General features: G+C 72.3%; 22 protein-coding genes and 1 tRNA gene. 5 read left to right on the forward strand and 18 right to left on the reverse strand.

Translation table 11 applies throughout. The features are described from left to right. A complete protein-coding gene (gene xdhC / locus ATL31_RS00920; RefSeq protein ID WP_101394115.1) occupies positions 1-834 on the forward strand; it encodes a xanthine dehydrogenase accessory protein XdhC in 834 nt (277 codons plus the stop codon). On the opposite strand, the gene ATL31_RS00925 is transcribed toward xdhC, so the two are convergent. Further along, positions 803-2119 carry a glycosyltransferase gene (locus ATL31_RS00925; protein WP_101394116.1) on the reverse strand — a complete coding sequence of 439 codons (1317 nt, stop codon included), beginning with the start codon at positions 2117-2119 and terminating at the stop codon, positions 803-805. The two genes, xdhC and ATL31_RS00925, sit on opposite strands and share 32 nt — an antisense overlap. Next, positions 2116-4338, reverse strand: a complete 2223-nt coding sequence (locus ATL31_RS00930; RefSeq protein ID WP_101394117.1) for a glycosyltransferase — start codon at positions 4336-4338, stop codon at positions 2116-2118. The genes ATL31_RS00925 and ATL31_RS00930 overlap by 4 nt, the downstream gene beginning before the upstream one ends. Positions 4339-4874: 536 nt before the next feature. Here ATL31_RS00930 and ATL31_RS00935 point away from each other — a divergent pair. Next, positions 4875-5294: a DUF6907 domain-containing protein gene (locus ATL31_RS00935; RefSeq protein WP_101394118.1), complete on the forward strand. Its 420-nt coding sequence runs from the start codon at positions 4875-4877 to the stop codon at positions 5292-5294. Beyond that, positions 5291-6466 (forward strand): tyrosine-type recombinase/integrase, encoded by a 1176-nt coding sequence (locus tag ATL31_RS00940; RefSeq protein ID WP_211283940.1) that lies wholly within the window; start codon positions 5291-5293, stop codon positions 6464-6466. The genes ATL31_RS00935 and ATL31_RS00940 overlap by 4 nt, the downstream gene beginning before the upstream one ends. A 102-nt stretch (positions 6467-6568) precedes the next feature. Here ATL31_RS00940 and ATL31_RS00945 read toward each other — a convergent pair whose 3' ends face one another. The 14 genes from ATL31_RS00945 to ATL31_RS01005 form a co-directional block, all read right to left on the reverse strand. Next, positions 6569-6826, reverse strand: a complete 258-nt coding sequence (locus ATL31_RS00945; protein ID WP_101394119.1) for a hypothetical protein — start codon at positions 6824-6826, stop codon at positions 6569-6571. A 105-nt stretch (positions 6827-6931) separates the two neighbouring features. Then, positions 6932-7795, reverse strand: a complete 864-nt coding sequence (locus ATL31_RS00950; RefSeq protein WP_101394120.1) for an AbiV family abortive infection protein — start codon at positions 7793-7795, stop codon at positions 6932-6934. A 39-nt stretch (positions 7796-7834) separates the two neighbouring features. Further along, complete coding sequence (locus ATL31_RS00955) at positions 7835-10192, reverse strand: phage tail tape measure protein (RefSeq protein WP_101394121.1); 2358 nt, start codon at positions 10190-10192, stop codon at positions 7835-7837. Positions 10193-10195: 3 nt separating this feature from the next. Beyond that, positions 10196-10447, reverse strand: coding sequence for a hypothetical protein (locus ATL31_RS00960; RefSeq protein ID WP_101394122.1), 252 nt, complete (start codon positions 10445-10447; stop codon positions 10196-10198). Then, a complete protein-coding gene (locus ATL31_RS16365) occupies positions 10444-10617 on the reverse strand; it encodes a hypothetical protein (protein ID WP_158239761.1) in 174 nt (57 codons plus the stop codon). The genes ATL31_RS00960 and ATL31_RS16365 overlap by 4 nt, the downstream gene beginning before the upstream one ends. After that, positions 10617-11348, reverse strand: coding sequence for a hypothetical protein (locus ATL31_RS00965; RefSeq protein WP_101394123.1), 732 nt, complete (start codon positions 11346-11348; stop codon positions 10617-10619). The genes ATL31_RS16365 and ATL31_RS00965 overlap by 1 nt, the downstream gene beginning before the upstream one ends. Continuing rightward, entirely contained in the window at positions 11345-11719 is a 375-nt protein-coding gene (locus ATL31_RS16590) for a helix-turn-helix domain-containing protein (protein ID WP_211283941.1), read from the reverse strand. Before ATL31_RS16590 ends, ATL31_RS00965 begins: the two co-directional genes overlap by 4 nt. Further along, the gene (locus ATL31_RS00975; RefSeq protein ID WP_101394124.1) at positions 11716-13215 is read right to left on the reverse strand and encodes a terminase large subunit domain-containing protein; all 1500 of its coding nucleotides are present in this window, start codon (positions 13213-13215) and stop codon (positions 11716-11718) included. The genes ATL31_RS16590 and ATL31_RS00975 overlap by 4 nt, the downstream gene beginning before the upstream one ends. Beyond that, on the reverse strand, positions 13212-13697 hold the full coding sequence (locus tag ATL31_RS16370) for a hypothetical protein (protein WP_158239762.1): 486 nt from the start codon (positions 13695-13697) through the stop codon (positions 13212-13214). Before ATL31_RS16370 ends, ATL31_RS00975 begins: the two co-directional genes overlap by 4 nt. Beyond that, entirely contained in the window at positions 13694-13912 is a 219-nt protein-coding gene (locus tag ATL31_RS16255; RefSeq protein WP_143598259.1) for a hypothetical protein, read from the reverse strand. Before ATL31_RS16255 ends, ATL31_RS16370 begins: the two co-directional genes overlap by 4 nt. Positions 13913-14058: 146 nt before the next feature. Continuing rightward, on the reverse strand, positions 14059-15477 hold the full coding sequence (locus tag ATL31_RS00990; protein ID WP_101394127.1) for an AAA family ATPase: 1419 nt from the start codon (positions 15475-15477) through the stop codon (positions 14059-14061). After that, the gene (locus ATL31_RS00995; RefSeq protein ID WP_101394128.1) at positions 15474-15746 is read right to left on the reverse strand and encodes a hypothetical protein; all 273 of its coding nucleotides are present in this window, start codon (positions 15744-15746) and stop codon (positions 15474-15476) included. Before ATL31_RS00995 ends, ATL31_RS00990 begins: the two co-directional genes overlap by 4 nt. Beyond that, the gene (locus tag ATL31_RS01000; RefSeq protein ID WP_143598260.1) at positions 15743-16123 is read right to left on the reverse strand and encodes a hypothetical protein; all 381 of its coding nucleotides are present in this window, start codon (positions 16121-16123) and stop codon (positions 15743-15745) included. The genes ATL31_RS00995 and ATL31_RS01000 overlap by 4 nt, the downstream gene beginning before the upstream one ends. A 149-nt stretch (positions 16124-16272) precedes the next feature. Further along, the gene (locus ATL31_RS01005; RefSeq protein ID WP_101394130.1) at positions 16273-16578 is read right to left on the reverse strand and encodes a MerR family transcriptional regulator; all 306 of its coding nucleotides are present in this window, start codon (positions 16576-16578) and stop codon (positions 16273-16275) included. A 78-nt stretch (positions 16579-16656) separates the two neighbouring features. Here ATL31_RS01005 and ATL31_RS16260 point away from each other — a divergent pair, with 78 nt between their 5' ends. After that, the gene (locus ATL31_RS16260; protein WP_143598261.1) at positions 16657-17250 is read left to right on the forward strand and encodes a helix-turn-helix transcriptional regulator; all 594 of its coding nucleotides are present in this window, start codon (positions 16657-16659) and stop codon (positions 17248-17250) included. Further along, entirely contained in the window at positions 17247-18494 is a 1248-nt protein-coding gene (locus ATL31_RS01015; protein ID WP_101394131.1) for a tyrosine-type recombinase/integrase, read from the forward strand. Before ATL31_RS16260 ends, ATL31_RS01015 begins: the two co-directional genes overlap by 4 nt. Before the next feature lie 36 nt (positions 18495-18530). Here ATL31_RS01015 and ATL31_RS01020 read toward each other — a convergent pair. Beyond that, a tRNA-Pro gene (locus ATL31_RS01020) sits at positions 18531-18604 on the reverse strand. 88 nt (positions 18605-18692) lie between these two features. Beyond that, positions 18693-20174, reverse strand: a complete 1482-nt coding sequence (gene der, locus ATL31_RS01025) for a ribosome biogenesis GTPase Der (protein ID WP_101394132.1) — start codon at positions 20172-20174, stop codon at positions 18693-18695. Positions 20175-20206 lie beyond the last annotated feature (32 nt).

A 20206-nucleotide genomic window follows, 5' to 3' on the forward strand; every position in this document is an offset into this window, starting at 1 on the left:
GTGCACTGGCTCACCGCTACCCAGGAGCTCCGTGACCGGCGGGCGCCGGGCGTGCTGGTCACCCTCGTCTCGGTGCGCGGCCACGCCCCCCGCGACGCCGGCGCGAAGATGGTCGTGTCGGCCGAGGCCACGTGGGGCACCATCGGGGGCGGCAACCTCGAGCAGACGGCGATCGAGACGGCGCGGCGTCTCCTCGACCAGGGCGCCACGGCACCGCAACAGCTCGCCGTCACCCTGAGCGACAAGGCACGCACCGAGCACGGGCGGCAGTGCTGCGGCGGCGAGGTCGGCATCCTCCTCGAGCCCTTGACCGTCGTGCCGAGCGTCGCCGTGTTCGGTGCCGGGCACGTCGGGCAGGAGCTCGCCCGCATCCTGAGCCGCCACGACCTCGACCTGCACCTGGTCGACTCCCGCGAGGAGCAGCTCGCTCCGGGGCGGATGCCGTGGCTCACCGACGCCGTCGCGCGCGTGCACGTGCACCACTCACCGCTGCCGGAGATGGTGCTCGACCAGCTGCCGGCGGGGACCCACGTGCTCGTCATGACCCACGACCACGCCGAGGACCACGCCCTGTGCGACGCCGCGCTGCGCTGCTCGCACCTCGCGACGATCGGCCTCATCGGGTCGTCGGCCAAGTGGAGCCGCTTCGAGCGTGGGCTGCTCGCCGACGGGCACCGACCCGAGGCCGTGGCCAGGATCCGGACGCCGATCGGCCTGCCCGACCTCGCGGGCAAGGAGCCGGCGACCATCGCCGTGGCCGTCGCGGCCGACCTGCTGCGGGTGCTGTCCGTCGCCGGGGCGGTCAGCCCCGCGGAGGCGCCCACCGGTCGTTGAGCGCGGCGCGGGCCCGGTGGGGACCCGGCACCTCGCGCAGGGAGCCGCCCAGGGCGGCGGCGGCCGACGCCGCACCCCCTGCGCGAAGGAGGGACTCGACGGCGGCGCGGACCTGCTCCGCGGTCGTCGCGTTGGGGTCGAGACAGGTCCCCACCCCGCTGCGCTCGACCGCGGCCGCCCCGGCGAACTGGTCGGTCGAGAGCGGGAGCACGAGCAGCGGGACGCCCGCCGTGAGCGCCTCGGTGACGCTGTTGTTGCCGCCGTGCGTCACCGCGACCGCGCTGTCGCGTAGCAGGCGCACCTGCGGGAGGAACTCGCGCACCAGCCAGCCGGCCGGCAGCTCGCCCAGAGCGGTGCGTGGCGCCGAGCCGGTCGCCAGCGCCACCCGCACGTCGAGGGGCCGCAGCGCGGCGGCGACGACCGCGAGCACGTCGGCCCGGGCCGAGAGGAAGCTGCCGAGGCTGACGTAGACCACCGGCCGCTCGTCGCGGCCCAGCCACGCCTCGACCTCCGCGTCCGGCGCCTCCTCCCGCGGGGCCGACCCCAGGAACGTGTGCTCCGGCAGCAGCGCGGTGCGCTCCGGCTCGTGGAGCGCGCCCGGGTAGTTGAGCAGCAGCAGGTCGCCGGTCTCGGCGAACGCGTCGGTGCTCGGGGGCGCACTCGGGTCGAGCTCGGCGAGGGCGGCGTTCCACTGCGCGGTGAACCGGTCGCGGACCTCGACGCAGAGCCCGTGCAGCGCCGCGAGGGCGCCGCGGTCCGGGGCGAGGCACGACGGCCAGGCGGGCGGGTAGCCGTAGACCTCGTCCCCCACCGTCAGGGCCGAGGGATGCCCGAGGACGACGTCCGCGTGCGGGACCCCTCCGCTGACGAGCCCGAGCCGCGCGCCGAACGCCAGGTGGTCGACGAGGACCGCGTCGGGGCGCACCGCGCCGACGATCTCGTGCACCCGCCGGGCGACACCGACCGCGTTCCACAGCAGGTCGTCCCCACGGGCGCGGGCCTGGAAGGCCAGGGCGGCCACCGCACCCTGCCGCGTGGCGTCGAAGAACCCCCGCAGGGTGTCGTCCTCGCCGGGCGGCTGCTCCTCGGCGCGGATGACGCCGGGGTTGGAGCCGCGACCGAGCTGGAGCTGCACGCGCTCGTAGCCGAACGCCTGCACCACCCCCTCGGTGGCGGTCCCCGTGGCGACGACGACGCGCTCCCCCACGTCGCGCCAGGCCGTGGCCAGCGTGGCGAGCGGGTACAGGTGCGAGGCGTAGTCGGGGCTGATGACGAGGAGGGTCACGGCGTGGCGACCATCCGGCCGGGCCCCCGGTGCGCCGACGCCACCTCCGTGTAGACCTCGGCCACCGCGGCGGCCATCGTGTGGATGCCGAAACGCTCGCGCACGACGGCCCGCGAGCGGCGACGGCGCAGCCCGGCGCCGGGGGCCGCGGCGAGGTCGAGGGCCCGCCGCACGGCCCCGGACAGCGCGTCCTGTCGGGTGGTGTCGGTGCGGACCCCGGTGACGCCGTCGTCGACGTAGGTCGCGGGACCGCCCCCGTCCGGGGTGACGACGACGAGGCCCACGGTCATCGCCTCCAGGATCGCGATGCCGAACTCCTCCTTGAGGCTTGCGCACACGTAGACACCGCCGGGCCCGGCCGCGGCTGGGGTACCGCGCTGCGCGGCGGCGAGCCAGGCCGTCGCCGTGGCGTTGGGGCGGTGGCCGGCGAGGAGCACGCCGGCTCCGGCGGACGTGTCGGAGGCCAGCAGGTCGTGGATGCGGTCGAGCTCGGCGCGCTCCTCACGGCTGGGGTCGTCGAGCTCGCCGCCGATGAGCAGCAGGTTGCAGCGGTCACGCAGCGCCGGGTCGGCCAGCCAGGAGCCGACCAGGGTCGCCATCCCCTTGACGGGGGCCAGCCGGCCCACCGACACCGCCAGCGGCAGCGACCGGCGCTCCGGGGGGAGCCGGTCGAGCAGCGCGTCGAGCTCACCGAGCGCGGCGCCCGTGGCCGGGCTGCGCGGTGCGTCACCCCACACCTCGCGCGCGACCTGGTCGAGGGCCCCGACGTCGATCCCCTCCCCCACGACCAGGACGCGCTCCGGGTGGGCCGACAGGTCGACGCCGACGAGGCGCGCGATGCTGCCCTCGAGGTCCGGCCGGGGGAAGAGCACCAGGTGCTCGGCCTGCTCCGCGAGGCGGCGCACCAGCCGGTCGCGGAACCACAGGTGCTCCACGACGTCGGCCGCGCCGAACCCGGCCCGGGTCAGCGAGCCGTCCGCCTCCCGGGCCGCGACGAGCGCCTGCGGGTCGGGTGCCATGGTGAGGACGACGGGGATGCCGAGCTCGGTGGCGACCTCCGCAGCGACCATCGAGCCGACGTCGGCCATCCGCAGGTGCACGACGTCGACCGAGCCCGCCGCGCGCAGGATGCGGCGGAGGCCGCGGCGCGCCTCGACCCACCGGGACCAGGCCGCCGCCAGGCCGGTGGACGCCTCACGGAAGGGCACCTGCACGTAGTGGTGGCCCGGCCCACGGAGGTCGTCCGGGTGCCCGTCGGGCTCGGTCGGGTCGGGCGCCGCCGGCGTGGAGAGGTCGCCCCAGCCCCCCGAGACGGTGATGACCCGGCCCACCCGCGACTCCTGCCGCAGCAGGGCGTCGCCGAGCTGCACGAGCAGCGTGGCGATGCCGCCGGTGTCCCCCCGGCCGGAGTGCCGCAGGCTGCCGTCGACGGCACCGTGGAGGAAGAGCTGCACCACGGTGAGGCCGTCGGAACGTCCGGTGGCCCGGGGTCGCCGGTCGGCGGGTGGCTGGGCGTCGGCCCGGGCCCGGTCCGCGACCCTGGCCAGGGGGCCGCTCGTGGCCGCTACGGCGGCCAGGGCGGCACGGGCAGCGCGCACCGCCGGCGCCTCGGTCGTGCCGTGACCGCTCCGGTCGGCGAGGAGGTCGCCGAGGGCGGACAGGGCCGCGGCGCGGACGGCCGGCGTCTCGGCGTCGTCCAGGCTCGCTCGGGTCAGGATGGGAAGGCCGCCCGATTTCGGGAGCAGGCCCACCGTCTCGATGAGGCGGGCGCGCGCTCCGGGGTCGTGCTCCGCGGCCAGCTCGGCGACGAGCCCGTCCAGGACGGTCGACGGGGTGGCGGCCGCCCAGGTCTCGAGGGTGCGCTGCGCGAGCATCCCGGTGAACCCCCCTGCGGCACAGCGCTGCACCAGTGGCGCCACAGCGTCGCGCGGGGGGGCCACGCCGGCGAGGGCCTCGACGGCGTGCTCGGCCACGTCGGCTCGGGGGTCGTCCAGCAGTGCGACCAGGCGGGAGGCTGCGGCTGCGCTGCCCTGCGCGCCCAGGGCGCGCACCGCGGCGACGGCCGTGATCGCGTCGGGGTCGGAGGTGGCGGCCACCAGGAGGTCGACGGCGGCCGCGTCCCCCCGGCGGGCGAGCTCCTCGAGACGCTGGCCCGCGCGCAGCCCCTCGAGGATGCTCCCGGACGACCTCACCGCCGACAGAGCGGCTCCGACGTGCATGTCTCGACCCTAGGCGAGCCGCCGCCCCGGAGCACGGCCCGAGCGGGCCATCTCGACCATTCTGTCGAACCTTTGTCAGAGGTTCCGCACGGCCCTGCCCCTTCACGCCGTCGGGCTGACAAAACGCCGCGGGTCCTGCCTGCACCTTCGTCGCAGGCCGCAGCCCGCTCCCGGCATCTCGTCAGGCCCGACACAGGACGAAGGGCCGCTGGATCGACTCCGTCGATCCAGCGGCCCCTCGAGATGGTCGGGCTGACAGGATTTGAACCTGCGACCCCTTGACCCCCAGTGATGATCCATCCGTCATGCGTGGTCCCTGCCACTCTCTACCGCTGCTCAGTGAGCACGGCACAACGGCCGTGAACGTGGCCAGATCACATCCCATCCCCCGCCATCCCGTGCAGTGCGTGCACACACTGCACGCTCACAGACCCCGCTGTCACCAGGCAGCGCTACACAAGAAGAGCGGCCCCAGCCCGGTGCTGGAACACCGAGCCAGGGCCTCGACCGATCACCTGAGATAGAGGAGAACGACCGTGAACAACATCCTGCCCAACACCAACCGCCCCTGCCCCCTTTGGTGCACCCTGCCCGCCGGTCACGGCTGGGAGTCCCTCTTCGACTCACCCGGTGGCGACCTCGCTCAGAGGTACCACGTCCGGCCGGTGGCCAAGGTCCAGGTCGGCCGAGAGACGATCGACGTCGACATCATGGCGAGCGAGACCGCGCCGACCGGCAACGGGCTGGACCTGACCGACCCCGACCGGTACGTCCAAGCCGGCATCGAGGACGACCCCACGGTGGAGTCCTCGCTGACTCCGCCGACCGTGGCCGTGCAGTGGCCTGGTCAGGCCGCTGAGCTAACCGCGGCCTCGGCCGAGACCATCGCTCGTGAGCTGCTCTCCGCAGCCGTCCGTGCGGCAGCCGAGCTCGACAAGATCACGGGTCAGTCGTGAACCCGGCCTGGTCCGCGGCGGCCGCCGGCTGGCGGATGATGCTCGAGGACAGCGGCCGAGCCGCGGCCACAATCGAGGGCTACGCCAAGCACGTGACATGGCTCGCGGACGACCTCGGCGGCGACCCCTGGGAGGTCACCCCGGGCCAGCTGCGCGACTGGGTCGACGGGCACAACTGGTCGATGCACACGCGGCGCAAGGTGCTGGTGTCACTGCGGGCGTTCTACCGCCACGGCCTCGACATGGGCGAGCTCGCCCGGTCGCCCCTGGCGGGCCTGGAGGCGGTGCCCTCGCGCCGGCGCGGCCCTTCGCGCGTCCAGGTGGCCGAGCGGTGGGCCGAGCCCGTGACGGCGTTCCTGACGTGGATGGAGGCCGGCGCCCGCAAGGCCTCCACCATCGAGCAGCGCCGGTGGTGGCTGATCCGCCTGTCGGAGACGTTCGCCGACCCGTGGAAGGTCACCCCCGACGACCTGGGGCTGTGGCTCTCCCGCGGGGACTGGGCCCCGCAGACCAAGCGCCTCGGCCGCTCCACCGTGCAGCTGTTCTACACCTGGGCCGAGAACACCGGGCGCGTCGAGCGGTCACCGGCCCGGATGCTGCCCGCGGTGCTGATCCCGAGGGCCCTGCCGCGGCCGACGCCGGACGACGCCGTGCGCGCGGCGCTCGAGGTCGCTGACGACCGTCTCCGCCTGGCGCTGTACCTCGCGGTGTACGCGGGCCTGAGGCGGGCGGAGATCGCCGCCGTGCACACCCGGGACATCGAGGACCAGGTCCTGCACGTGCACGGCAAGGGCGGCCACGAGCGGCTCGTGCCCCTCCATCCCGAGCTCCGGACCGCGCTGCGTGCCGAGCTGCACCGGCGCCGTGAGGGCACCAGCGGCACCGGGTGGGGGTGCAGGCCGACGGCGCCCGGCGGCTGGCTGTTTCCGTCCGACATCCCGGACGAGCACCTGACCGCGCACCACCTGGGCAAGCTCATCGCGGCCGCCCTGCCGGCCGGGTGGACCACCCACACCCTGCGGCACCGGTTCGCCACGAAGGCCTACCTGACCGGGCGCGACCTGCGGGCCGTGCAGGAGCTCCTGGGGCACCAGAAGCCCGAGACCACGGCCATCTACGCCGCGGTCCCTGACGGGGCGCTCGAGGCCGCGGTGGCCGGGGTGGGCATCTGAGCGCGCAGCGGAGGAAAAGCGCGGTCACATCGACGTTGCACACGTTCGCGGGCTGCGCGGGCCACGTGCCTTCCTGGGCCGCCGTGGCTGAGGGAGCTGCCCTCAGGCGATGCGTCGAGCGATCTCTTGGAGCGTCTCCTCGAGCGTGGCGCCGGTGTCAGCCTCACGCATGACGAGGAGGTACCCGCACAGGTTGCTGAGGCCCAGGGAGAGATTCAACAGGGCGAAGCTCTCGTCGTCACTCTCTTGGAGGATCGACATCACCTGCTCAGACATGAACCGGGAGCCGTCTGGCGCGTCGGCCCACGCGGTCATCACGCGGATCGCGTCCCGGACGTTGTCGAGGCGTGGATCTGTCATTGGGCGAGGGTACGGCGCGCCTGATCCTCAGCATAGAAGCAGGAGCGCCGCGTCGATGTTGACGCCGTTACCGCTCACGGTGATCGAGCAGGGCCGTGACGACCCTCAGGGCTCCTCCGGGGTCGGAGAGTGGCCCTGCACATCGTTGGGTTCCGACGGTTCCTGACGGTCGTTCATCAGGGCAATCAGTTCGCGAGTCTGCGCCTCGTAGCCGGGCTTTCCGAAGGTGTCGAAGGGCTTCCGATCACCGCCAGGCGGGTTGAATCTGTACGCGGTGTTCGGCAGCACCTCACCGGGAACGCCTTGGAGGGAGAACGCGCGGATCTCCTCACGCCCGGCAGTCCCGTCGGAGGGGAACCACTCGTCCACGTCCTCTGGTGTGCTCGCAGGAATGCCCTCCGCGCGCCGGTCTTGCTCCTGACCTTCGATGTGCTCTCCGAGCCGAAGTTGCCACCCGATCTGGTGCACTCGGTTCAGCACCTCAAGGAGGCGCTCGGACTCCGTGAAGCGCGCCGGCGCGAGAGCCTCGCCAGTCCTTGAGAGCTCGACGTACAGGCCGGCCTTCTTCAAGTCGTCGTGCTTCCTGGTCCACCGGCGGAGAGTGCCTAGGACGGCTGCGTTCTCGCCGGGTTCCGGTGGGCCGGTCCCGAACCAGTAGTCCTCGTACTCCAGGAACTGGTGCACGATCTCGAGCTTGCGCTGGTGGCTCGACCACACCTCATCCAGCCACTCGCAACGGAACGTGGCACCGTCCTCTATGCGGCACATCTGCACCCGTCTCTGATGCACGGCGATCGCCTTCCCCGACTCCTCAAGGCCAAGGATCGCGAGAGACTGCGCCAGCGCGACACGACCGGCTTCGAGAAGCGCGAGCGCCGAGCTGAAGAGGGAGTCCGCGTTGTTCAGCAGCGCATCCTGCAGGCGGATGACCTGCTGAGGTGTCAGATCTGGGAGCTCTCGGATCGGCACATCGTCGACGTTACCTGTCCTCGAAGGCCACCGTGCTGGTCATCGGTAGCCACCTAGCGCGCGGTCGAGCCGGCCGGCGCTGATCTCGCCCCTGACGGTGACGCGGGCCACGGCGGCGCCGATGGCGGCGATGGTCGCGGAGTCGAGCGCGACAGGCTCCCGGCCCTGCGCGCCGCCCGCGTACCCGCGCGCGGCGTCACGGCTGACGTTCGGGTCGAGGGCTGCTCGCGCGGACAGCACCCGGGGCGGGGCGATCGGCGGGATCGTCGGGGGGGCGACGAGGTCGACCATGGCCGCGGAGACCTTCCCGGCGGTGGAGTTGATGCCCTCGACGACGCCGAGGGGGATCCACCGGGACAGGTCGGCCATGACCCGCGAGGGGGAGTTGATGCCGAGCGCCTTCTTGAACGGCTCCCGGATGAACGCCGGGACCTTGTCGAGGAAGAACCTGCCGAGGTTGGCGAGCATCGACCCGGCGCCGTCGATGAGGCCGGTGATGAGGTCCTTCCCCTTCTGCACGAGGACCCCGCCGATGTTGCCCAGGCCGGAGAGGATCTTGCCGGGCAGGCCCTTGACGAACGTCACGAGCTGCGTTGCCTTGCCGATGGCCGCGGCGTTGGCCCGCCCGAACCAGTCGGCGAACTTCCCCGGGAGGGTGCCGAACCAGGCGATGGCGCCCTTGACCCACGAGACGGCCGCGCCGATGTCGGCCTTGATCTGGCCCCAGTGGGAGATGACGATGCCGACCGGGGTGTAGCGCAGGAACGCGGAGACGATCCACTGCAGGACGGTGGCCACCGCGCCCTTCACCCAGGTGACGGCCGACCCGACGGCGCTGCTGACGGCGGCCCAGGCCTTGATCGTCCAGGCCTTGATGGTGTCCCAGTTGGCGATGACGATGGCGGCGATGCCGATGATCGCGGCGATCGCCCACCCGATCGGGCCGAGGGCGATGAACCAGGCGGCGGCCATCCGGCCCGCCTGGAGGAGGGACTGGACCCCCATCAGGACCCAGCCGCCGACGACACGGAGCACGGAGAGGGAGTGCGCGGCCGCGCCTGCGATGGCGGCGCCCTGCTGCATGACCCACCCCGCCGCGGCCTTGGTGCCGGCGATGACCGACTGGACCCCGAGCGCGATGAGGTGGGGGATGAACACCGCGGCGATGAGGCCGGCGATGACCATGATCGGGGTCTGGTTGTCGGAGATGAACTGCCCGAGCTGCTGGAGCGAGGGCAGGACCGGGTTCATGATCCAGTCACCAATGGACTTCAGCGCGGGCCCGAACTCGGAGGCGAGGGTAGCGGCGGCGGTGTTGACGATCGGCAGGACCCGCCCGCCGAGGGTCGTCACGAACGCCTGCTGCGCCTGGCGCTTGAAGGACTCGATGTTGCTCGACGCGGTGCCGCCCAGCGTCGAGGAGACGCCCTTCGCGGCGCCGTCCACCTTTCCCAGCCCAGTCGCGGCGGTGTCGAGGTCGAGGGCGAACAGCGAGTCCCCGAGGTCCTCGGCCTTCGTGCCGAACAGGGCCACAGCGGCGGCGTTGCGCTTGGCCGGGTCCTCGATCGCCCGCAGCCCGTCGAGGACCTTGTCCGTCGCGGCGCGCGCGGCCGGGCCGCCCTTGGCGAAGGCCGCGGTCATGCTGCTCGCGGACAGGCCGATGGCCTTGAAGCCGGCCGCGGAGGTCGTCGACCCGTCCTGCCCGCGGATCGCGAGCTCCTTGAGGGCGTCGCCGACGGTGTCGGCGTCGCGTGCGCCTGCCTTGAGGCCCTGCTGGAGCAGCCCGGTCGCGTCGACACCGCTGATGCCGATGTCCCGGAACACGGTCGAGTACTCGGTGAAGGTGTCGAGCAGGTCGCCGCTCTTGTCGGTGCCCTGCTGGAAGCCCCGGGTGATGATGTCGAGGGCCTGCGTGGCGTCCTTGGCCAGCCCGGTCTTCATGAGCTGACCGACCGCCGCCGTGGTGCCGCCAAGGTCCTGGTCGAACGCGGAGGACACGGACAGCACGTCGGCGGTCAGGTCCTGCATGGACTTGGACCCGATCGTGCCGGTGCCGGTGATGTTCTGGGCGACAGCGCGGACCGCGTCGTTGACCTGACCGAGGGAGTCCCCGTAGTTCTGGGAGTACAGGTCGCCGGCCATCTTCCCGGCCTGGGCAGACTCGGGAGCGCTGAGCGCGAGCTGGGCGGCCAGCTTGGCGTTGGCGTCCTGCACGTCCATGGCACCGGCCAGCGCGGCACCGATGGCCACGCCGATGGCCGCGCCGCCGGCCGCGGCGATCTTCGCGCCCTTGGGGCCAAGGTCCCGCAGCTTGTCCATGGCGGACCCGAGGCCTCTCTCGAAGGGCCCCGCCTCGAGGTCGAGGTAGCCGGTGAGCGTGCCTATGTTCAGCGCCATGGGTCAGCTCCTGCCGCTGATGGTGCGCAGGTACGCGTCCTGCTCGTCCTGGGGCACCTTCTCGAGGATGACGGCGGCCGCGGTCAGGGCCATCTGCGCCAGCAGTGAGTGACGCTCGGCCTTGCTCATGCCCGTGGTGGCCTCGTGGATGGCCCGCTTGAGGGGCGTGCCGTCGCCGGCCAGCGCGCAGGTGCGAGCGATCCGCACGAGGCGCTCGGCGACGATCCGGTTCCCCAGGTCGGCGGCGCGGGTCACGCGGCATCACCAGCATCGGCGTCGAGCTCGGTCATGATCTCCTCGGCGGACTTGGTCCGCGACTCCTCCGCTTGCCGGGAGAGCTCGGCCTCGACACCGGGGCGGGACTCCTCGGCGAGCTGGCGGGCCTCCTCGCGACGGGCCGCCCCGTTGGAGACGCGGTGCGCCATCAGCGGTTCGCCTCGATCTGCTCACGCTCGGCGCGCATCTCGTCGGCGCGCTTGAGGTCGGCGGCGCGCTCACTCACGGTCGACGCCGGCGCGGCGGCTCGGGCTCGGGCGCGGTCCTCGGCGGTGCGAAGCCGGTCGATCCGCTCGGCGCGCTGGGCCTGCACCCTCGCCCGCTTCCCCTCGACCACCGTGGCCCACCCGCCCGTCACGGTCAGTGCGTGCTCGGCGGCCCCCTTGGGCGCCTTCCCCTGGGCCTGTGCCGCCGCAAGCGCCACGGCGTCCCTGGGCGGCTCGACGAGCGCGAACACCGGACTGGCGGGCGACTCCGGGTCGAAGCCCAGCGCCTGCGAGCGGCCGAGCAGGTCGCCCCGCTTGCCGTGCCATGCCTCGATCAGGGACTGCAGCTTGGCGCCGTCGCGGACCAGGCCCTCGTACAGCTTGGCCATGGCGCCCAGGTCGGCCTCGTTGAGCGCGGCCACGTCCTCGCGCAGCTGGGCGACGAGCTCGTCGTGCTTGGTCTCCCGCACGGCGGCAGCCTTGCGGCGGGCGGCGTCCGCCCGCAGTCGGGCGAAGCGGGAGACCCCCCGCTGCGCCTCGATCTGGTCGGGGGTGACCGTGTCGTCGCCCTCACGCACGCGCTCCTCGAGCGCCTCGATCAGAGCGTCCGCCTCGGCCGCTTCCTGCTCGGCGTCGGACACCAGCTTGGTCGGGTCGTCGATCTTGGTCGTCATGATGCCCTCCCGAGCACGTTGCGGAGTGAGTCAACATCGATGAGCCAGTCGCGGCCGACCCTCCGGCAGCGGATCCGACCAGAGCGGGCCAGCTTGCGCACGTACTGCACACTGACCCCGGTCTGATCCGCTGCCTCGGGTGCCCGGGTCTCACTCATCAACACCGGACCCACTGTGCCCCTGCGGGTTTCGCTAGCGAACCTGTCGACGTCGACCCGCTCACCGCCAGCCCGCACCAACGCGTCCAAGAGGGCCGGCGCCCACGGCGGCACCGGCTGCCCGTTCCGCCGCTGCACCGTCAGGTCACGGATCAGGACCCGCGTCACGGCCAACGCGACAGGGCCCCGCAGCAGGTCGTCGAGGTCGCTCACCACAGGTCCCCCTTCTCGCGGCCCTTGGGCGAGGAGAAGCACCACGGCAAGTCCTGCGACGGCAACGGCCTGCGAGGCAGGACCACGCCGCCAGTGGTGCTCACCGACTCCACAGAACGGAACCGGCGCGGCGCCTGGACCCCGTCAGCCAGTATCCGCGGGTGCACCGTCGACACCGCCTGGAGCAGGGCCATGGCCAAGTCGTCGTGCCCCGACCGCTCCGGAACCGAGATCCGCATCTGCCCCGTCTGCGTCTGCTCGAACTCCAGCCCTCGCAGCTGCTTGAGCAGCTCGGGGTGGCGAGGGAGCACCAGCCGCCCCTGGCCGAGCAGGGACTTCACCATCCCGAACCCCGACTGCTTGCGGCGCACGTCCGTCCACACCTTCGCCACCGTCGTCGGCAGCCGGTGCTTCTCCCACAGCCGCTTGGCCAGGTCGTCGCTCGGGTACGCCCCCACACCATTGGCCTCCGAGGCGTAGACCCTCACGTCGTACCCCTTCGCGCCCTCGCACAGGTAGTCGATGAAGTCCGACCACTCCCACCGGTGCCGAGCCTCCAGCCACGGGACGAACAGCCGCCACTTCCGCTCCATGTTCAAGCCCAGGTCGTCGAGCACCCCGAGGTAGACCACCGCGTTCGCGTCCCGGGAGAAACCCCAGTCGATGCCACCACCAACCTGCATCCCCGGGAAGCCCAGCAGGGCCGCGGCCTCCGGGGAGGTCATCTCGTAGTCCGCCACCGACGCCATCAGCTCGGCCTCGGAGAAGTACGCCCCCGACTCGCCCGTCCACTCCGCCAGGTACTCCCGGCGGAAGTAGTCCAAGGCCGACCGCCCACGCACCGCCTCGAGCCACACCCGGTCCACCAACGGGCTGATGCTCGACGGCCAGTGCCACGACGCCACCTCCGTATCGGGATGGTCCATGCCCTGGCGCCACAGGTCGTGGAAGAAGTGCCCAGGACCCCGCCAAGGGCTGCTCGCGATCAGGACGCGCGCCCCCGGCCGGGCGCCCACCACCGGCTCCGCCGCCTCCCAGATGCCCTGGTCGACGAACCCCGCCTCGTCGACGATCAGCAGGTCAGCCTCGGCCGAGCGAACCGCCTTCATCGAGCTCGGCACACACTCGATGGTGGAGCCGTTGCTCAGCGTCAGCATGTGGGTGGTCTCGTCGTCCACCGACGACGCCAGACCCAGCGCCCCGGTGACCATGCCCAGCACGTCCGCGAACATGCGCTTGGCGGTGCGGTCCGACGCCGACACGATCAGCACCCGCGAGCGGGGCACCGCGAACGCCCGGTGCAGCGACAGCACCCCGAACACCCGGGTCTTGCCCGAGCGCCGGCCAGCGCACAGCACCCGGTACCGGGCCGAGGAGCGGACCACCTCCACCTGGTGGTCCCACAGCGGGTCCCCCAGCAGGAGGGCAGCGAACACCACCGGGTCCCGGCGGGCCTCGTCGTAGTCGGCAGCGGTCAGGGCCGCGGTCGTGGTCACGACCCCTCGCCCCCGGCGTTGCGCTCCAGCTCCTGCCGGTGCAGCTCGGCCATGATCGCCGCGGCATCCGCCTGCCGGCCCTGGGCCACGTCCTTGCCGAGGCGGGCGCGCGACAGCGGGTCCAGCCCGAGGCGCTCTGACGCCTTCGCCGCCGCCGTGTCGAACTCCCGCCACCGCCGCTCCAACGACTCGCACGTCTCGCAGCCCGCGACCTCCTCGCACGACTCCGAGTGCTCGAGCAGCCGGTCATGCATCAGGTCGGCCCGGGCCTGCCGCTGCGCGTACCTCCACACGCTGGCCCGGTACTCCGGCGCCGCCAGGTACCCCACCCCCGCCTGCTCGAGCAGCTGGTCCACCACGGTCTGGGCGCGCTCCCCGATCCGCCTCGGCGAGTACACCCCGTGCCGCAGCGACATGGTGTTGCCGGGGGCGAACGGCGGCCGCTGGTTGGGAAAGGCCGGGCTCCAGTCCACCTCGCTCACGACGCCACCCCCCACGTCTGCGCGCGCCACTCACGGTCCGTCGGTCCGCCGTCGAGCTCCTCGAGCAGGGCCAGGACAGCGGCACCAGCACGCCGTGAGGCCGGGCTCGAGGCGTCCCCGGAAGGCTTGGCGAGCTCGTCGGCGTCGTTGACGAACGCGCCCAGGCGGTGACGGGCCGCGAGGTCACGCAGCGCGACACGCTCTGCCTCGGTCATCGCTGTTGTGTCCGTGTCAAGAGGCCACGCCCTGACCTGCGACAACAGGTCGCGTGCGTGCAGTGTGCGTGCAGTAATCGGCCTCTTGCGCATGCGCGCGGGGATCCACGAGAACGCGCCGAGGACGCGCCGGCAAAGGTGGGCGGTCATGAGGCCTCCAAGTGGTTCTGCTCGCAGGTGCTGCAGGCGTCGGGTCTGGGCTTCTCGGGGTGCAGTGGGCATCTCGTCTCGGTCTCTGTCCACGCCACCCCTGTCTTATAGACAGGGGGCGGGGTGTGGACAGGTGTGGAATCCGGGCGTGGACTGGTGTGGACTGCCGTGGATTCGTGCTCAGCGTCAGCGTGGACGGGTGTGGAAGAGGTGGTGTGGACAGGTGTGGAATCGGGGGTCGGATTCCACGGCGATTCCACGGGGGTCCCAGGCAGGTAGAGGTACTGCGTCGCGCCCTTCTTCCGCGGGACAAGCTGACCGCTGGCCAGGAGCCGCCCGCGGGACTTGTAGGCGGTCGAGCGGGGGAGGTCGGTGACCTCGATCAGCTGGGTGATGCTCGCCCCGGTCTGCGCGAAGGTCTCTCGCATGGCGGTCATCATCTGGTCGTCGCTCTCGAAGTTCTCCACGGCCAGGAGGCCGGCGGTCTGCCCGGTGCGGGCGTACCTCGAGACGACGAGGGAGTCGAGAACGGGGCTCATCGTGAGCTCGATGCTCTCCCCGTCTGGGCCGTCCTTCATCTTGCGGTTGACCAGGTCGAGGCCCATGGGTGGCCCGTCCGTCGGGCGTCGGGCGTGCCAGACGATGTCGGCGTCATCCTCGATGCCGGAGAACCCGCGGGAGTCCTTGTCGTCCTTCGCGGTGTGTGCGAGGACGAGGATGCTGCCCTGGTCGGTGGCTCGGCGGAGCCGGTCGATGTTGTCGACGACGATGCCCATCTCGGAACCGTTGCCGTCGGCGCGACCGGAGACGCGGCGCAGGGTGTCGACCACGACCAGGCCGTAGTGGCCGTCGGTGATGCGCTGGAGCAGCTCGTCGAGTGCGGGGCCGCCAGCGTGAAGGTCGAGGGCGCGCGATCGGGTGACGAACATCTGCGGCGGGATCTTGTGCTTCCACGCGGCCTCCCACGCTTGCTTTCGCTGGTCGAGGCCGTACGCGCCTTCGCCGGCGATGTAGAGGACGGGGACGGGGTCCACGTCGCGTCCCTGCCAGGGCTTCCCGGTGGCGAGGCAGAACGCCCAGTCGAGGGCGACGAACGTCTTGAACGAGTGGTCCCGGCCGTTGAGGATCGCGTAGCTGTGCCGGTTGAGCACCTTGTCGATGAGCGGGTCCGCGGTGGGGAGCGTGTCCAGCTGGTCGGCGTCGAGGTACAGGCCGGCGTAGTCGGTCGGGGGGTGCCGCTCGAGGTCGAAGATCCGGCGAGCGTCCTCGCGGACCCGGAGGCGGTCGAGCTCATCGGAGACACGCCGGCGGTGATCGAGGTCGGCCTCGTAGTCGTCGTCGAGGGAGTCGTCGTCGGGCCACGGCGGCATGGGCTCGACCTGGTCCTCGGGGAGCTCGTCGGGGAAGGTGCTCATGCGGGGCGCGTCCCCCTCTGGCGGCTCGTGCTGGCAAGGCGGTCGAGTGCTCGCTGCCGCCCCTCCCGGCGCCGGTGCAGCTCGTCTGCGCTGATCGCTGGGATGTCGGCGAGCCGGCGGACGACAGCTCCAGCGACAGCCGAGCGTCGCTCCTGCTCGATCAGGACGCGCTCGTCACGACGACCGTGGGCGTGGCCGGCGTCGTAGCCGGAGGAGTAGGCCACTGCGATCGCGTCGAGGAGGTCGAGGTCTGTGGTCTGTCCGCTCATGCCGGCATCTCCCGCCGGTAGCAGTCCGGGCACAGCCCGAACGTGACGATGACGCCCTGCTCGTCGACGGCGACGGCGCGGGTCTTCGGATCCGGCGCGGAGCAGCGGTCGCAGGTCAGGTCGGCAGCCGCGGGGAGGCGGAGAGCGTCGACAGCGCACGACGTGCAGACCATGACCTCGGGCAGCCAGAGCGCGGTGATGAAGACGCCGCCGGGCTGGGTGAGGACGTGGCGGCAGGTCAGCATGCGGCCCGTGTTCCAGCGGCTGTGGAGGTCGACGAGGCGGGCTCGGAGCCAGAAGGAGGGCTCGTGGTTGTGGATGGGTGTCACGCCCTCCTGGTCGGCCAGGTGCGTCAGATACCCGACTGCGGGGTTCATCGGGCGCCCGCCGCCCCACGGTTGTCGTGTGGGTGTTCGCGCTCAGACGGCGCGCAGGGGAGAATGCTGGTCATGGCCGGGCTCCATCCGGTCGGTGGTGGTGGCGGTCGGCTCGGGTGTGGCGCCCGGGCCGTCGCTCATGTCTGGGGTCAAGCGGCGGGAGGGTTGGCGCCGGCGTCGTCGAGGAGCGGCCTGTCCTCTGCAGGGCCGGCGACGTGGTTCCGCCGGGTGATGCTGGGCTCGCTCGCCGGGCCTGGTGGCGCGTCGTCGCCGAGAAGAGCCAGGAGCTTCGGGACGGGGATGACGATCCGGTGGCCCAGTCGCAGCGATGGGATGGTGCCGTTGGCCACGGCGGCGTACGCCTGGTTGCGGCCGATCCCGAGTGCCGGGTACAGCTCGTCGACCGTGATGGTCAGTCGGCCTCGAAGGGCCTCGATGTTCGGTGCGGTGCTCATGTGCGCTGACTCCCTGGTGATCGTTCGCCGTCACGCAGAGTCTTGACCTGGCGTCACCTGTTGTGCAACGCTGTCACCGTGATAGCAACACTAGAGGCCGAGCTGGGCAGGCAACTCGCGGAACTCCGGAAGGCCCGAGGGCTGACGCAATCCCAACTCGGTGAACTGCTCCGGGACTTCTTGGGCGGCGCCGGCTGGACCCGTCAGGCCGTGTGGAAGGCCGAGGCCGGGGAGCGGAACTTCACTGCGGCTGAGCTGATCGGCCTCGCGGCCGCGCTCGATGCCACCGTCCCCCAGCTCTTCGACTTTCCCGACGCGGTGCGGATGCCGTCGGGGTTGCGAATGGAGGCGGCGACGGTCGACGCGCTGATGTCGGGCCGCAACTCCGAGCGTGACCGGACCATGCGGCTGCTCGGCAGCGCCCGCGCTCTCAACGCAGCCCGGGGAGAGTTGGCGGCCGTGGTCTCCGGGCTGACCCTCGAGGTCAGCGAGCTCGAGGCCGCGGTCCACGGCGCGCCGAGCCGGCTTGACCCGCCCGAGACCTCCCGTGGCCTGGTGAGGGACGCCATCGACGGACTGGCGCGGGCGATGTCTCACAAGTGGCGCCACCCGCGCCGTCATTCGAGCGCCGAGCGCTCTGACCTTCTGAACCGAGAGGACGACGACCAATGAGTGGAACCCTGTTCCGGCGCTGCGGCTGCCGGACCGCCGACGGCCGGCAGTACCCGGCCCTGGTGGAGCGGCCCACCGAGGCGCAGCGCGCCGCCGCATGCCCGGTGATGCTCGCCGATGCCAAGCACGGGCGCTGGTCGTTCCGTCTGGGCGCCGGAGTGGACCCGGTGACGAAGAAGCGCCGGCAGGTCAACGGCGGCACCTACGCGACTCGCCGGGAGGCCAGCGAGGCCCGCAACGCCGCCGCCGTCCGAGTGAACCGCGGCGCGGTCGTCGCACCCTCTCGGGAGGTCCTCGCGGACTACCTCCCGGTGTGGCTCTCACGGCACACCGTGAAGGGCCGGAGCCTGCGCCCGGCGACCCGGGAGAACTACGCCCGGTACATCGCCCAGGACATCGCCCCGTCGACCCTCGGAGGGATGCGGCTCGGGGACATCCGGCGGCACCACATCAACGCCTTCCTCGAGCAGCTCAGCGACGCCGGCCGCGGAGCCGTGACGGTCCGCCGGATAGCCGCCGTGGTCCAGGGCGCGATGCGCGCCGCGCAGGCCGAGGAGCAGATCGAGGACAACCCTGCGACCCGACTGCGGCTGCCCGCGGTCGACGTCGAGCCGTTCGCACCGTGGGAGCCGGCCCAGGTGGGCCACTTCCTCGACGTCGCCTCAACCCACCGCCTGGGCGCGTTCTTCGAGCTGGCGGTGTTCACGGGCCTGCGGCGCTCCGAGCTCGTCGGGCTCCGTTGGTCGGACATCGACACCGAGCGCGGCGTCCTGACCGTCCGGACCAGCAAGACGGACGCCGGCCGCCGCGTCGTCGACCTCGACGACCGGTCCACTGGGGCCCTGATGGCGTGGCGCCTGGCCCAGGAGGCCGAGCGGGCCGCCTGGGGGCCCGCGTGGGTCGAGACCGGGCACGTGTTCACCTACGAGAACGGCGAGCCGCTCAAGCTCCAGTACGCGACCCGCCTCTTCGACAAGCTGCGCGTGGCCGCGGGTCTGCCGTTGATGACCCTGCACGGCCTGCGGCACATGAGCGCGTCGCTGATGATCGCCTCGGGCGCCAACCTGGCCGTGGTGTCGAAGCGCCTCGGGCACTCGAGCGTGCAGGTGACGGGCGACATCTACGCCCACCTGATCGGCTCCGCCTCACGGGACGCGGCCAACGCCGCGGCGTCCCTCGTGCCGTCTGCACGCACAGTGCACGCACATCGCTCCCAGACAGCAGTAGAGGCGGCCTCGTCGTGATGACCGAGACCGCCTCTGACCTGCGACTTCCTACCGTCGGGCTGACAGGATTTGAACCTGCGACCCCTTGACCCCCAGTCAAGTGCGCTACCAAGCTGCGCCACAGCCCGTGGCTGCTCCCTCGCGGGAGCGTCGAAACCTTATCCCACCGGGCCCGGAGCGACCCAATCGCCCCGGCCCCCGGACATCGCGGCGGGGTCAGCGGCGGTCGCGGCGCTTCTCGCGCACCCGCACCGAGATCTCGATGGGCGTGCCCTCGAAGCCGAACTCCTCGCGCAACCGGCGCTCGACGAAGCGGCGGTAGCCGGCCTCGATGAACCCCGAGGCGAAGAGCACGAACCGCGGCGGGCGGGTCCCGGCCTGGGTGGCGAACAGGATGCGCGGCTGCTTGCCACCGCGCACCGGGTGCGGGTGGGCCGCCACGATCTCGCCCAGGAACGCGTTGAGGCGCCCGGTCGAGATGCGGGTCTCCCACGACTCCAGCGCGCGGTCGATGGCCGGCACGAGACGCTCGAGGTGGCGACCGGTGCGGGCCGAGACGTTGACCCGCGGCGCCCACGGCACCTGCACCAGGTCGCGCTCGATCTCGCGCTCGAGGAAGTGGCGGCGCTCCTCGTCGGTGAGGTCCCACTTGTTGTACGCGATGACCAGGGCGCGCCCCGCGTCGATGACCTGCTGGATGACGCGGACGTCCTGCTCGGCGATGCGGTCGCTGGCGTCGACCAGGACCACGGCGACCTCGGCCTTCTCGAGCGCCGTCTGGGTGCGCAGCGAGGCGTAGAAGTCGGCGCCCCGGGTCTGGTGCACGCGGCGCCGGATGCCGGCGGTGTCGACGAAGCGCCAGGTACGCCCGGCCAGCTCGACGACCTCGTCGACCGGGTCGCGCGTGGTGCCGGCCACGTCGTCGACCACGACGCGGTCGGTGCCGGTGAGCTTGTTGAGCATCGAGGACTTGCCGACGTTCGGCCGGCCCAGGAGGGCCACGCGCCGCGGCCCGCCGCGCTGGTACGCCGTGACCTGCGAGACGTCGGGCAGCACCTCGAGGAGGGCGTCGAGCACGTCGCCGCTCCCCCGCCCGTGCAGGGCCGAGACGGCCCAGGGCTGGCCCAGGCCGAGGTTCCAGAGGGCGGCGGCATCGGCCTCGGTGCGCTGGTCGTCGACCTTGTTGGCGACCAGGACGACCGGCTTGCCCGAGCGGCGCAGCAGCCGCACCACGGCCTCGTCGTCGTCGGTGGCACCCACGGTGGCGTCGACGACGAACATCACGGCGTCGGCGAGCTCGACCGCGATCTCGGCCTGCTCGGCCACCCGCAGGTGGATGCCGGTGGCGTCGACCGCCCAGCCACCGGTGTCGACCAGGGTGAAGCGGTGGCCGGTCCACTCGGCGTCGTAGGCCACGCGGTCGCGGGTGACGCCGGGGACGTCCTCGACGACGGCCTCGCGGCGGCCGAGGATGCGGTTGACGAAGGTCGACTTGCCGACGTTGGGGCGCCCCACGACGGCGACCACGGGGGCCGGGGCCATCGGCTGGCCGTCCTCGTCGAGGAGGCCCTCGGCGTCCAGGAGTGCGCGGTCCTCGTCGCTCAGCTCGAAGTCGTCGAGGCCGGCGCGCAGGGCCCGCTCGACGGCCGTGGGATCCTCGGTGTCGCCCACGGCGGTTGTCGGGTCGTCGGTGCTCATCCCCCCATTCTCCCGTACGCGCGGGGGTGCCG

Origin of the sequence: Phycicoccus duodecadis (genome assembly GCF_002846495.1) — a bacterium.
GTDB classification, from domain to species: domain Bacteria; phylum Actinomycetota; class Actinomycetes; order Actinomycetales; family Dermatophilaceae; genus Phycicoccus; species Phycicoccus duodecadis.